A 12,694-nucleotide genomic window follows, 5' to 3' on the forward strand; every position below is an offset into this window, starting at 1 on the left:
GGGGCGTTTGTCTTTATAATGGAAACGTTGCTTATCACGGTGTTGCACAATTTCTTCGTCATAAGCCTCTAACACGGAGGTCATCACACTTGAGAAGGTTTCCTGTAACTTCCTCCAGACTAGCTGTTCGAGTTCTTTTAATGTTGGATATTCTGTGGTATTCTTTTGCATAGGGTTTCTCCTTTGAATCGGTTTTTTGTCGACTATGATTCTACCAAGGAGAGACCCTTTTTTCATGTATTTTGCTTAAACCCCTACCGCGCTTTCGCTTGGTGGCCTGCTCAACCAAGTAATGGACTTCCATTACCTGGTTGAGCAGGTTATTTCTTCTCCCACAAACATTTTACTCATACTTAAATATGCGTTATGAGGGAGCGGCAAGACGTTCGCAAACCTACAATAAAACGATAGTTGATCAAATATGGAATTTTTTCTCCTCAGTAAAAGTAGGATTTGGATTATTGTCATTTTGTTGCTAGCGTCATCATTGGGGACCATTCTTCCACAGGAAATGTATATACCACCAACCGTTAATCCGGCAGAGTACTATCAAGATCAATATGGGTTTCTCGGACAAGTGTATTATGAATTAGGTTTTCATAACCTGTATCAATCTTGGTGGTATTTATTATTAATGGCTGCATTGACCGTTTCACTTATCATTGCTAGCGTGGATCGTTTTTTTCCCTTATATCGTTCCTTAAAACACCAACGTGTCCATAAACACATCAATTTTATGAAGAAACAGCGTCTAGTAAGTGAAACACAACTAGATATAGCGCCAAATAAAGAGAAATGGTTGAGTAGTTTAAAGGGAAAGAAATACAACGTTAGAACAGATGGAACCTCTATTTTAGCTGAAAAAGGCCGATTTGCTAGATGGGGACCTTATATAAACCATATTGGTCTCATTATTTTCTTAATTGGTGGGATGCTACGCTTTTTTCCGGGAATGTTTGTTGATCACCACCTTTGGGTTCGAGAAGGGGATACGGAGGTAATCCCAGGAACAAATGGAGAATACTATCTGGAAAATCATCAGTTTATTGTTGAATTATACGATGAAAATGACGAGCTCTTCCAAACGGCGATTGATAGAGCAGGGGGAGTTGTTGTTAAAACCTATCAAACAAACGTGACACTGTACCAACGAAACGATGACGGTCCAGTAGGTTCACAGCGCGATCTGCAAGAAGTGGATACGTACCAAATCAGGGTGAATGATCCCTTTAAATTTGATGGATTTGGTCTATACCAAGTTGATTACAAACTCCATGAGTTAAATAAGATGATGTTTGCAGTTGAACATGATGAAACAGGTGAAACGATTGGAGAGTTTACAGTTGATCTATTTTATCCTGAACAACAATATGATCTTCCTAACGACTACTACGTTAAATTACAAGATTATCTACCAGACTATTATTTAAATAATGATGGAATTCCAAGTACCAAATCAAGGATTCCTGATAATCCAGCCTTTATCTTTGAAGTGAATAGTCCAAATCAAGAAAAAAAGAAGTAAGTTTTTTAACCATTGGACGTAATTTTGATCCTACAGATGAAAATGTTTATTCAATTAGGTTATCTGATCTAGAGACAAAACATGTATCTGCGCTGATTGTTCGAAAAGACTATACTTTGCCCATTTTAGTTATAGGAGGATTCATTTTTATGATCGGTTTAGTCCAGGGAAGCTATTGGACTCACCGGAGAATTTGGATACAAGAAGAGAATGGGAAAGTAATGGTGGCAGGCCATACGAATAAGAATTGGTATGCTTTTAAACGTGAAATGGCTGAAGTGGCAAAAGAGGCAGAGCTCGAACAGCCGGTCGATAGGACAGAAGACAAATAAGTGGTTTGGGAGTGTTACAACATGGTCGAACTAAGTAGTAATCTATTGCTCGCTGCGTTTTTTATCTACATTTTCGCGACAATTGCTTTCTCTATTACGATCTATTATGAAAATAGTACATTAGTTAATAAAACGAAGAGGTGGGGATGGATCAGCTTTGGTCTGGCGTGTGCAGGATTTTTAGCACAACTAGGGTATTTTGTCACTAGGTGGATTGCGGCTGGACATGCTCCGGTTAGTAATATGTTTGAATATACCACGTTCTTAGGATTAACTATTATTTTTGCGTTTCTAATTCTTTATCTTATTTATAAGAAGCCGGTATTAGGTATTTTCTCAATGCCTGTTGGAATTGTGATCATTGCCTATGCATCAGTATTCCCAAGAGAAGTTACGCCTTTAATACCTGCCTTGCAAACTTACTGGCTTCATATTCATGTGATAACCACTGCTATTGGTCAAGGGATTCTAGGGGTTGGATTTATTGCAGGTTTAATCTACCTCATACGTGTTGTTGACCAAAGCAAACGCTCTAAACAAACATTTTGGCTTGAGGCTGTTATTTATTCGGTTACGTGTGCTGTAGCCATTGCAATAACGGTGGGAGTGTTTTCATTAAATAATTATTCTGTCACTTTTAATTGGATAAATGAATGGGAAGTGGAGGCACAGCTTGAATATGAATTACCGGCTATTGTAGGTCCTTATGAAGGTGAATTAATAACAGCTGATCAAAACCGATTTGGCCCATTATTTGAAACACCCGGCTGGATGAACGGAGTGGAGTCTCCAAGAAAGTTTAATACGTTTTTATGGTCAATCCTTTCAGGAAGTATTCTTTATCTTCTATTACGTTTCATTCTAAGAAGTCGGATTGCAGCTGCGATACAACCTATCTTGAAAAACGTTAGTCCACAACTTTTTGATGAAGTTAGTTACAGATCGATTATTATTGGGTTTCCAGTCTTTACTTTAGGTGGATTAATATTTGCCATGATTTGGGCTCAAATCGCTTGGACACGATTTTGGGGTTGGGATCCAAAAGAAGTTTGGGCTCTTATAACGTTTCTTTTTTATGCTGCTTATTTACACTTAAGACTATCAAGGGGGTGGCATGGTGAGAAATCCGCATGGCTCTTAGTGATTGGTTTTGGGATCATCATGTTTAACTTGCTATTTATTAATTTGGTCATCGCAGGATTACATTCTTACGCTTAAAAGGAGATTGTTATGGCAGATTTAACTATATTATTGGCTTTTGGAGCGGGGGTTTTATCTTTTATTTCCCCCTGCAATCTTCCCTTATATCCAGCCTTTCTATCCTATATAACCGGGATGACGGTGGATGAGATGAAGAAAAAAGGTCGTTTTTTACCTCCAAGAGCTATGTTACACACGTTCATCTTTATTTTAGGGTTTTCTACTATTTTTGTTGTGCTAGGAATGTCCACAACATTAGTAGGAGACCTATTCTTGAAATACAATAATCTCATTAGACAGCTAGGGGCCATTTTTATTATTTTGTTTGGATTGGTAACTCTAGGAGTAATCCGACCTTCGTTTCTAATGAAAAATCATCAATTCCAATTTTCCAATAAACCTAGCGGGTATATTGGCACCTATGTAATTGGCATTGCATTTGCTGCTGGATGGACTCCTTGCATTGGCCCAATTTTAGCTTCCGTTATTACTTTAAGTATGACCAACCCGGGTTCCGGGATGCTTTATATGAGTGCTTATAGTATTGGGTTTGCAATACCGTTCTTTTTGATGACATTCTTTATTGGAAGAATGAATTGGATTAAAAAATATACAAATCTCATTATGAAATTTGGTGGAATTTTAATGATCATATATGGGATTTGTTGCACTTGCTCTGCTTTTAATCATTTATTTAATACTAAGGCTTTTGTTTCGATTGGAAAGTAAAGCGAAGTCTCCCTATGCCATTTTGGAGGAACGTTTCGCAACCGGTGAAATCTCAGAAGAAGAATTTTTAAAGAGAAAGAACATGTTAAAATAAAAGTTGTCGCTCTATCGTAGAAGGTTTTAACGATAGAGTGAGCAAATTTTCAACAAAAAGAAACCACATTTAAAGGGGATTAGTTCAATGAAAAAAGGATTAATGGCTAGTATAATTACTCTATCTCTATTTGTTATATCAGCATGCTCAAATGACACAGATCAGATCGACTCGTTTATGCATATTCATGGATTAGAATACTCACAACATGACGAGAGTATTTTTCTAGCTACACATATGGGCTTAATTAATTTAAACGAAGACAGTTGGGAATTAGTTGGGGATCCAGAACATCAGCATGATTTCATGGGTTATACAATTATAGATGAGGACTTGATGATCTCAAGTGGACATCCTGGTGCTCGATCTGACTATGTTGATCCATTAGGGGTCATTATTAGTCATGATTCTGGGGAAACATGGGAACCAATTGCACTTTATGAGGAAGTTGATTTTCATCTTTTACATGTAAATGAAGGAAACCAAGAATTTATGTATGGAATTGATGTATACAACTCAAACCTATATCGGTCAAACAATGGAGGTTATGAATGGGAGATGGTTGATACTACAGGATTACCAGGACCTGTAGCTTCGGTTCTTTCATTAACGTCTCATCCGCAATCTCCTGATTACTTACTAGCTGGAACTGAGACAGGACTGTATGAATCATCTGACGGTGGTCAAACGTGGGCTTTAAAAGAAAATAATCTTAGCGCAAGTTCTTTCCAAACTCTTGATTCTGATTCAGAAGATTTAGTAGCCTATCTCTTTGGAGAAAAGGAAGGCTTGTATTTAAGTGAAGACTTTGGAGAAACATGGGCATCTCTGAATTTTAAGGTAGACGATGATTACATTATGTATATTAGTAACCATCCAACAGATGATGAAATGTTAGTACTCGGATCAATGAAACAAAGTATTTATGAGACAAAGGACTTTGGGAAAACGTGGGAAGTATTGGCAGAGGAAGGAAGTAGAAAGAATTAAAAAGGTTAATCAATAAAACAGTAAGGGGTAAATGAGGCAAACAGTCATTTATCCCTTTTTCGCTTTTTATTACAGGTTTGATCAACTATTATAGTAACAGTCTTATTGATTAAGAAAGACAAATGTAATTTTATGTTAAAATAGATGGAGATTTTGCAAGGTTGTTGAAATGGGATACGTGAGGGAGGGGTGTAATTGAGGAAGTGTTTTTTATTATATGTTGTAATTATTTTAACTTTTGTTGTGGGTTGCAGTGAGAAAACACAAAAGGGCATCCCTTTTTACGATAAAGATGTTATAAGTATCCCTTAATTCACATCCGGAGTGGGACTCTAAAGACATTTCATTAAAATCGAAACAGTTCACAGATGCAAGCAGGATGAAAACTTTTATAGAAGCAATTGAAAATGCTCAGAAAATGGAAGGTATGTTAAATTACATAGCGGAGTTTGATTTGACAGTAAACTTTAAAGATAAATCCTCCGCACACTATCATTTAAGTTTAGGTGGGGAGACAGAAGGCGAAGGTTTGCTTGTTAGTTTATCAAACACTTTACAGGGATTTAGAATTCAAAAGGAAGATACAAAATTATTAAGAGAAATGATCAATAATTAAGTGAATGATTATTTAAAACATAGTTTTTAGCGGTTGGTCATTTGTTTTTATTGAAGCAGGGAGTAAATTTAGCTATTAATAAAATGATAGATAAAAGCAAAGGAGGAGACTCACATAGTTATTCAATCAAATATGTCACCTGAAGCAATTGTTGATGTTTGGGGAGAGACAAAAGAAGTTTTTAAAAAATATAATGTTCCACTAACGAAACAAACATTGGAGACATTAGTTGGAAGTGAACGTCTATACTCACTACTTCAAGAATTAAATTCTGTTATAGGAAGTTCTACTGCAACTTGTATAGAAGGGGGCTGACAAATGCCTAAGAAAAAGGAGTAGGTTATTCCTTAATCATTTTTATTAATCTTGAATTTATTACTTTCTCCAACTAACGTGTAGCATGTACGATAGAACTTGCCGATGAAACCTAGTTCTATTGGATCCCATTGTAAAATGAAAAGGGAGGGGCGGATAAGATTGGACGTTTTTAGTGCTATTTTCAGTCTTATCGTTTTCATGTTAGTGATTTACGGAATTTCAAGAATTACTCATCACTTTAATAATACTAGAGCGTGTTCAAAAAGACGGCAATGGCTCCACGCGCTACAAGCCTCTAGGAGAACCCCACTCCTAGAGGCTTAAAACCTTGTAGCGGTTCCGCTCATTGCGTAGAGTCTGTTCAAAAAGGGAAAACCACCCCTTTTTGAACAGACTCTACTAATAAGAAATTAAACGAGAAATAAAAAAGTGAAATCATAGAATTTCAATATATAAAATAATAATTACTTTTTTCTGAGTAGATCAACAGGAGCGATGCTTCAAATACAAAAGCATCGTTATCCTTGTTCAAAGGGTACGATATTACAATAAGAAGTGAATGATAATGTAGGGGGTGGGCGAGATAAGATTTTTTGAGATAGGAACTTCATTAATGATAGGAAGTTTTATAATGTATGGAGGTGTTTTATTAAATAAATTTTTCGCAATAATAGTTGCTAATAAAATTGGGAAAGGCCTATGGATTGGGCTTGCTACAGTCATAACATTCTTCATCGTCTCTTTCTATATCACAAAAATCATTGGGGAACCTGAAGAGTTTGGAATAATGACTGACCTATTAATATATCAAGCAATAGTAGCCATTTTAACAACTGTCATACTTGAACAACATTTAAAGAACAAAGAAAAAGTCAAAGATATGAATTAATTTCTTATTCAAATTCCTTGAGATAGCAATAAATCTCTTATTTTCTGTGGTGAAGCAGGTTAGCTTTACAACAAGGGCGTTGATTTGCTAAGTCCATGGTTTAAGTAATCTTTTATTTTTATCAAAGTACTGGAAATTCTAAGATTGAGCGTCAGGAGATGCTGTGTCCTGACGCTCCTTCTCTAATGTCATAATTTATTTAGCAAAAACATGATTTCCAATCCGAACAGTTTCGGTACGAGTAGCAATCCATTGGTTAGTAGCAATTTTTGGATTATAGAAAAAGAGTGACCCAGATCCTTGCCCTCTAAATGCTAGAGCCTCATCAACAGCTCGAATCGATTCATTATCAGCCGGACGGTTAATACGTCCATTTTGAACAGGTGTAAACGCGTAGTATCCGTTTGAAACTTCATTAATAACTCCTCGAACCGTATTCGGAAAATCCTTATGGTCAACTCGATTTAATACGACGGTTGCAACAGCGACTTTACCAGCATAAGGTTCTCCTTCTGATTCAGCCATCACTAAACGTGCCAGTAAATCCCTCTCTGAAGCAGAGATAGATTCTGGAATTGTTAACCTTTCTCCTACCATAATCATTGATGACGATTTATTATTTGCATTTTTAATAGCGGATACAGAAACTCCATATTTTTGACCAATTTTATACAAAAATTCTCCAGACGCTACGGTGTGTGTCGTTATTTGTGCGTTTGTATCATTTCCTCCAATAAAAACAAGTGATGCTGCAACGCAAATAGTGATTATTAATTTTTTCATTGTATAAACCTCCTAGAAGTAAGTGACTCTATTAAACTAACATGAAAAATTAGACTAGGAGGTTACCAAATTTACCCATTTGGAAAAATGGACTTGAGGATACCATTAACCCGAACGCTCGAAGCTGTTTTTTTACATTACTGTTACGAAATATGTGGGAGTTTGTAAAAAAACATGGAAGTAAACAGATTTGTTAAAAATATTAGTAGTTGTATAGATATAGAGATCACCACATCTAGAAAAGTTGATGGTCTTGAAAGAGATGAATAAGTTCTTTAATTCGCTACATGAAAAAGAGTTTTTTGAAAAGTCTTCTGAACTCTCAAGGCAATGGGGCTTATTATTGAAAATAAATGGTGAGCCTGAGTGTCCAAAAAATTCTTTTGGTTATATATTTTTAAGTTTGATAGCTAGAAACAGATGAAGAGATTAATAATTAGTCTGGAGAAATTTCATATTATAACAACTTCGTTTGATAAACTCCTTACAGCAGGCCCTAAAGAGGTTTTTTTGTTTTAAATCATCAACCTCCTAAGTAATCAAAAGTGATCATTTATTAAAATTTAAAACACATAAAAACTCCATATTTGATGGATATGCTAAATCAGATAACAAAAATTAATAGGAAACGGAGTATGCAAATGTCAATAAAAACAAAGTTTATAAATTCAAATGCACTTAAACTATTAGCTGTTATTGCGATGGTTGTAGACCATGCATCAATATGGCTTGTGCCTGATGACACTACACTAGCAATATTTGCTCGTGGTTTTGGAAGATTGGCTGCCCCCATAATAGGTTATATGATTGCAGAAGGATACTTCTATACTTCTAATAAGCAAAAATATCTAAAACGACTTTTCATTTTTGCTTTAATTTCGCACTTCCCATTTGTGATGTACTTCGGTCTTGAATGGTGGCAGGGAACTAGTGTAATATGGGGACTGTTTATGGGGTTAGTTGCATTAGCTATTAGTCAAACTACTTACATTTCTCGATTAATAAAAGTTATGATTATTGCTTTGTGCTGTTTACTCGCTTGGACGGCTGACTGGAATTACATTCTTGTATTGTGGATTTTATTTTTTGGAATATACAAGGGACAGTTTAAGATGCAGATGATTAGCTTTGCATTTATAGGGACGGTTTTTTATATTCTTCCTGGCATAAGTTTAGGAATGGATTACGCTTTTCGCTTTGGTATCCTTTTGGCCATTCCTTTTCTTGCTTTATATAATGGAGAAAGAGGAAAAAGCTCTGCTCTTATTAAATGGGGATTTTATGTTTTTTATCCAGCTCATCTTTTAGTACTTTATATTTTGAGGTACTTCATATTTGCATAAATTAAATATTGAGGAGATATATAAACATGATTTGGCTAAAAAAATACAATGTTATATTGATAATGGCTATGTTAATAATCATAATTTTACTAACAGCTTGTATTGATAGAACAAATGTGGATAATTTTATACCAAATGAGTCCATTCCCGCTATGAATGAAGTAGAAAAATCTTCCGAAATTTCAGCCGATGAAGTAATTGAAGAGCCACAAGCAAGAATGTACGAAGGGGATTTAGAGTTACCTGTGGTTGGAGCTACAGGATTTACTTCTATCAGTTTAGATTTGAAAGAATTTCCAAAAAGTGATTCTGAAACTATTGATATATTTGAAGCAGGTACTGCTTTCGAAATTTTAAGAGAAGAGGGAGATTGGTGGTTTATTAAAAGAGGTGATTTAGCTGGTTGGTTACAACATAATTATACTTTTATTAACCTTCCCGATGTTATTCCATCTATTATCTATGATAACACTAATACCTATTCTTCTAAATTCGTTTCATCTGGTAAGGATATCCCTAATATTTCAAACCGTGTCTTATATCCGGGCAAGACATACAACGAACGGCTTGAGAGTGAAGAATATATTATGCCTGTGCTATATTCAATGTCCAAAAAAGTTCATTTAGCACAGCAACTTGCCCTGTCAGAGGGCAACTCACTAAAAATATATGAGGGATTTAGGCCCTACTCTGTACAGAAAGCGGTTGTAGAAGGCTTGAGTAAGTTAGCCGATGATGATCCAGAAGTTATGACTGGTATTAACACACTTCCTTGGGGGATAAATTGGTTTATAACAGACGGTGTTTCTAATCATCAAATGGGTTATGGCATCGATCTCAGTTTAGTTAAAATTAACTCTAAAAAGGAGGTTCCAATTGGTGAATACACCAGAGTCTTAATTAAAGATTATATGGAATATGCGATGCCTACACAAATACATGAATTAAGCGGAGCATCTGCTGTATTTACTACCCCAGTTTCATCACAAAATGCAATTGATTGGAAAACTGCAACTTATACTGATTCAATGAACGAGGCTGCTATAAAGTTACAAACCTATGCTACGACGGCGGGGCTGACACCTTTAGCTTCGGAATGGTGGCATTTTAATGATTTAGATGCTAGGGATGAAACTGCACACAATAGCAGTGACGGTGACTATTTATTAACTGAGATTTATAGTTCAAGTCCTCTAATAGGTGATAATTAACTATAAAGCCTTAAGTGCAAACGTATTGAATAGAGATACGTTACTTATCTAATTTTCAGAAAAAAAGATCCGCTACGTGGAAATTTATAAAGCTCGTAGCGGGTACTTTCTCTTTTAACACTGAAAACCCACTTATTTTTAAATGCAATGACTCGCATTTTTGATATTGTTATAAATAGACTAGGGAAACGTAGAACGGATCCCTAGAAGTAATTGTATGTTGTATTTCTCAATCGGTAAGGTTTAGTTGATCTTCAACCAAAGCTTTGATCGACGTAAGTAAACCAGCTAAGAACAAAGAAACAGTTATTTTCCAATGTAAGTGGTAATAGGAGAATAAACTAGTTAAAAACATCCAACCGAGCCATAACCAAATTACTTTACTCATCGCAAACTCTCAAATTACCAACCACAACGGGTATATTTTTATCATAACTCCCCATCAGTTTCCTCCTAATAATAAGTCTCATTCTCTTTATCTGTTATTCTATGTTTTCTTTCGTAATTTTAGAAGATCTTGTGAATAGAACGTACTTTTAACGAATGATCGAATTAAGATAGTACCTTTAACTATTTTGTTATGTTCTTAACCGGTTCCTAATTGCACATTGCTGCTAAAAAATATTTTATGAAAATATTAAACTTCATACTTTGAACAAATTCATATGAAATAATCCTCTTAATAACGAAAATAAGGGGTTTTAATTATGCTAAATGAGAAAAGAGTTTTCTTGAAAAGTTTTATGCACTCCCCAAAGGCTATTGGAAGTATTATCCCTAGCTCTCCTTACCTCGTTCAAAGTATGGTGAATCAAGTAAATTTACAAAAAAATTCGAAGGTTGTTGAATTAGGAGCTGGAACCGGAGTACTTACTGAAACAATACTCAAAGAGTCAAAACTAGATCACCCATTAATAGTATTTGAAAACAATTCCTCCTTAAAACAATCGTTAAACAGATTTGCTTCTGAAATTACTATTTTTGATGATGCTTTTAACTTAAAGGGGAGCCTAAATGAACAAGAAAAATCAATTGATTATATTTTTTCTGGCCTTCCTTTACTAAATTTCAAAAAAGAAGTACTAATCAATTTACTTGATCAGATAGAATATATTCTCAAACCAGGCGGGAAATTTATTGCTTTTCAATATACACCTTTTTTGCTTCCTTATCTTAATGCGGCTTTTGATAAAACGAGTCTTAAAATAGTTCCTTTGAATATTCCTCCTGCTTTTGTCTTTGTCTGTGAGAAGAGACATTGAGGTAAAATCGAAGTTCTACTTACTAGGACTTTGGATTAGAGAGGCTCTTATAAACTAAAAAAATTAGAAAGGCTGACTTTATATGTATAACAAATCAAAAAAAATAAACCCCAATGCTGCCGAAGTAAATGAAATAATTCTATACGATGGGATAGAACTAACAGTAATTGCGGTGTACAACAATAGTGTGGTAGCTGAATTTATTACGTATCCTGTTTGTGGTAGGGAGGATGAATTCCCCTTTGAACGTACCTGTATCAATCATCGAAACTATCAACGTACCTTTGAAACTATTTATAAAAGAACTAACAGGAATTATATTTAATTTTCATAATTAATTCAAACTTTCCTTATATATTTATAACTATAGTTAAGATTTTATATTAACTTAGTAAGACAAGTAAACAGCTAAGAGGTGAAAGGGAAATGGAAGAAACAATACAACCGTTAAGCAGAATTTTTCTGGAGATCGGTCCTTTAAAAATTTATTGGTATGGGGCTCTTATAGGGATCGGTGTAGCCATTGGTTATATAATGGCTACACGAGAAACGATTAAACGAGGGCTGCCGAAAGATACATTTGCGGATTTACTACTATGGGCATTACCTATCTCCATTATTTGTGCCCGCTTGTATTATGTGGCCTTCCGATTTGAACATTACGTAGACGACCCTATAAGAGTGTTGTATATATGGGAGGGTGGCTTAGCTATACATGGTGGATTAATTGGCGGTGTAGCGACAGCTATTGTTTATGCAAAAAAACAAAATATACCAATATTTAAATTGTTGGATATCGGTGCTCCTAGTATCTTACTTGCTCAGGCAATTGGTCGTTGGGGTAACTTCATGAATCAGGAAGTGTATGGTGGACCTGTAACAAGAGAGTTTCTCGAAAATCTCTTGTTACCTAATTTTATTATTAATCAAATGTACATTAATGGAACCTACTATCAACCAACGTTTCTATATGAGTCAATCTGGAATATGATTGGTGTTGTAATTTTGCTATATCTGCGTAGGTTAAACCTAAAACAAGGTGAAATTTTTTATAGCTATCTCATTTGGTATTCTATTGGTCGCTTTGTCATAGAAGGAATGAGATTAGATAATCTGATGATTGGTGATACTTTGCGAACGGCACAAGTAGCTTCTATTATATTGATTATTGGGGCGGTAATAACTTGGATTTATCGGAGAAGAGCAGGTTTAGCCAATCAAGGATATCTTGATGAGATCGTGAAGCAACAAAGAAATAATAAAGCAAAGAAGAGAAAGAAAAAATAGACATTCTAAAACAGCTGACCTTTTATTAAGGGTCAGCTGTTTTTAGCTTAATTGATAAATGGTGATGTTTATCAATTGCTTTTGTCTAGTTTACAAAGGTAATTGCTTGTTTTCC

16 protein-coding genes are annotated in these 12,694 nt (G+C 35.1%); 13 read left to right on the forward strand and 3 right to left on the reverse strand.

Translation table 11 applies throughout. From position 1 onward, the window contains the following. On the reverse strand, positions 1-237 hold a 237-nt coding region (locus BALCAV_RS22185; protein ID WP_268746830.1), incomplete at its 3' end, for a UPF0236 family transposase-like protein. Between the two features lie 232 nt (positions 238-469). Here BALCAV_RS22185 and resB point away from each other — a divergent pair. The 8 genes from resB to BALCAV_RS18935 all read left to right on the forward strand — a co-directional run bounded on the left by resB (position 470) and on the right by BALCAV_RS18935 (position 6,693). Continuing rightward, positions 470-1,525, forward strand: coding sequence for a cytochrome c biogenesis protein ResB (resB, locus tag BALCAV_RS18905; protein ID WP_235213148.1), 1,056 nt, complete (start codon positions 470-472; stop codon positions 1,523-1,525). A 95-nt stretch (positions 1,526-1,620) separates the two neighbouring features. Next, on the forward strand, positions 1,621-1,857 hold the full coding sequence (locus BALCAV_RS22900; RefSeq protein WP_235213149.1) for a cytochrome c biogenesis protein ResB: 237 nt from the start codon (positions 1,621-1,623) through the stop codon (positions 1,855-1,857). 21 nt (positions 1,858-1,878) lie between these two features. Further along, a complete protein-coding gene (gene ccsB / locus BALCAV_RS18910) occupies positions 1,879-3,075 on the forward strand; it encodes a c-type cytochrome biogenesis protein CcsB (protein ID WP_040324241.1) in 1,197 nt (398 codons plus the stop codon). A gap of 12 nt (positions 3,076-3,087) precedes the next feature. Next, positions 3,088-3,786, forward strand: a complete 699-nt coding sequence (locus BALCAV_RS18915) for a cytochrome c biogenesis CcdA family protein (protein ID WP_326938325.1) — start codon at positions 3,088-3,090, stop codon at positions 3,784-3,786. Beyond that, positions 3,713-3,880, forward strand: a complete 168-nt coding sequence (locus tag BALCAV_RS23465) for an SHOCT domain-containing protein (protein ID WP_136446138.1) — start codon at positions 3,713-3,715, stop codon at positions 3,878-3,880. Before BALCAV_RS18915 ends, BALCAV_RS23465 begins: the two co-directional genes overlap by 74 nt. Before the next feature lie 87 nt (positions 3,881-3,967). Continuing rightward, a complete protein-coding gene (locus BALCAV_RS18920) occupies positions 3,968-4,870 on the forward strand; it encodes a F510_1955 family glycosylhydrolase (RefSeq protein WP_040324242.1) in 903 nt (300 codons plus the stop codon). Between the two features lie 379 nt (positions 4,871-5,249). After that, a complete protein-coding gene (locus tag BALCAV_RS18925) occupies positions 5,250-5,486 on the forward strand; it encodes a hypothetical protein (protein ID WP_003321608.1) in 237 nt (78 codons plus the stop codon). Positions 5,487-6,435: 949 nt separating this feature from the next. After that, complete coding sequence (locus BALCAV_RS18935) at positions 6,436-6,693, forward strand: hypothetical protein (RefSeq protein WP_003321605.1); 258 nt, start codon at positions 6,436-6,438, stop codon at positions 6,691-6,693. Positions 6,694-6,888: 195 nt separating this feature from the next. Here the strand turns inward: BALCAV_RS18935 and BALCAV_RS18940 are convergent, their stop codons facing one another. Next, positions 6,889-7,476, reverse strand: a complete 588-nt coding sequence (locus BALCAV_RS18940) for a cell wall hydrolase (RefSeq protein ID WP_003321604.1) — start codon at positions 7,474-7,476, stop codon at positions 6,889-6,891. Between the two features lie 641 nt (positions 7,477-8,117). Here BALCAV_RS18940 and BALCAV_RS18945 point away from each other — a divergent pair. Together BALCAV_RS18945 and BALCAV_RS18950 are read left to right on the forward strand one after the other, a co-directional pair. After that, positions 8,118-8,819, forward strand: coding sequence for a TraX family protein (locus tag BALCAV_RS18945; protein WP_003321603.1), 702 nt, complete (start codon positions 8,118-8,120; stop codon positions 8,817-8,819). Between the two features lie 26 nt (positions 8,820-8,845). Further along, the gene (locus BALCAV_RS18950; RefSeq protein WP_003321602.1) at positions 8,846-10,030 is read left to right on the forward strand and encodes a D-alanyl-D-alanine carboxypeptidase family protein; all 1,185 of its coding nucleotides are present in this window, start codon (positions 8,846-8,848) and stop codon (positions 10,028-10,030) included. Positions 10,031-10,259: 229 nt separating this feature from the next. On the opposite strand, the gene BALCAV_RS22470 is transcribed toward BALCAV_RS18950, so the two are convergent. Further along, the gene (locus tag BALCAV_RS22470; protein ID WP_160173441.1) at positions 10,260-10,418 is read right to left on the reverse strand and encodes a hypothetical protein; all 159 of its coding nucleotides are present in this window, start codon (positions 10,416-10,418) and stop codon (positions 10,260-10,262) included. 319 nt (positions 10,419-10,737) lie between these two features. Between BALCAV_RS22470 and BALCAV_RS18955 the strand changes: the two genes are divergently transcribed. The 3 genes from BALCAV_RS18955 to lgt all read left to right on the forward strand — a co-directional run bounded on the left by BALCAV_RS18955 (position 10,738) and on the right by lgt (position 12,579). After that, entirely contained in the window at positions 10,738-11,292 is a 555-nt protein-coding gene (locus BALCAV_RS18955; RefSeq protein ID WP_003321601.1) for a class I SAM-dependent methyltransferase, read from the forward strand. Between the two features lie 82 nt (positions 11,293-11,374). Beyond that, positions 11,375-11,617: a DUF2187 family protein gene (locus tag BALCAV_RS21845; RefSeq protein WP_003321600.1), complete on the forward strand. Its 243-nt coding sequence runs from the start codon at positions 11,375-11,377 to the stop codon at positions 11,615-11,617. Positions 11,618-11,718: 101 nt separating this feature from the next. Then, on the forward strand, positions 11,719-12,579 hold the full coding sequence (lgt, locus tag BALCAV_RS18960) for a prolipoprotein diacylglyceryl transferase (RefSeq protein WP_003321598.1): 861 nt from the start codon (positions 11,719-11,721) through the stop codon (positions 12,577-12,579). The last annotated feature ends 115 nt before the right edge of the window (positions 12,580-12,694 follow it).

Source organism: Alkalihalobacillus alcalophilus ATCC 27647 = CGMCC 1.3604 (genome assembly GCF_000292245.2).
Classification (GTDB): domain Bacteria; phylum Bacillota; class Bacilli; order Bacillales; family Bacillaceae_D; genus Alkalihalobacillus; species Alkalihalobacillus alcalophilus.

Excerpts from the sequence above, each read along its gene's own strand:
- BALCAV_RS22470 (WP_160173441.1), bottom strand. The coding sequence starts at position 10,418 with ATGAGTAAAGTAATTTGGTTATGGCTCGGTTGGATGTTTTTAACTAGT.
- lgt (WP_003321598.1), top strand. The coding sequence starts at position 11,719 with ATGGAAGAAACAATACAACCGTTAAGCAGAATTTTTCTGGAGATCGGT.
- BALCAV_RS21845 (WP_003321600.1), top strand. The coding sequence starts at position 11,375 with ATGTATAACAAATCAAAAAAAATAAACCCCAATGCTGCCGAAGTAAAT.
- BALCAV_RS18925 (WP_003321608.1), top strand. The coding sequence starts at position 5,250 with ATGAAAACTTTTATAGAAGCAATTGAAAATGCTCAGAAAATGGAAGGT.
- BALCAV_RS18940 (WP_003321604.1), bottom strand. The coding sequence starts at position 7,476 with ATGAAAAAATTAATAATCACTATTTGCGTTGCAGCATCACTTGTTTTT.
- BALCAV_RS18920 (WP_040324242.1), top strand. The coding sequence starts at position 3,968 with ATGAAAAAAGGATTAATGGCTAGTATAATTACTCTATCTCTATTTGTT.
- BALCAV_RS18950 (WP_003321602.1), top strand. The coding sequence starts at position 8,846 with ATGATTTGGCTAAAAAAATACAATGTTATATTGATAATGGCTATGTTA.
- BALCAV_RS18945 (WP_003321603.1), top strand. The coding sequence starts at position 8,118 with ATGTCAATAAAAACAAAGTTTATAAATTCAAATGCACTTAAACTATTA.
- BALCAV_RS18955 (WP_003321601.1), top strand. The coding sequence starts at position 10,738 with ATGCTAAATGAGAAAAGAGTTTTCTTGAAAAGTTTTATGCACTCCCCA.
- BALCAV_RS23465 (WP_136446138.1), top strand. The coding sequence starts at position 3,713 with ATGGGATTTGTTGCACTTGCTCTGCTTTTAATCATTTATTTAATACTA.
- ccsB (WP_040324241.1), top strand. The coding sequence starts at position 1,879 with ATGGTCGAACTAAGTAGTAATCTATTGCTCGCTGCGTTTTTTATCTAC.
- BALCAV_RS18935 (WP_003321605.1), top strand. The coding sequence starts at position 6,436 with ATGTATGGAGGTGTTTTATTAAATAAATTTTTCGCAATAATAGTTGCT.
- BALCAV_RS18915 (WP_326938325.1), top strand. The coding sequence starts at position 3,088 with ATGGCAGATTTAACTATATTATTGGCTTTTGGAGCGGGGGTTTTATCT.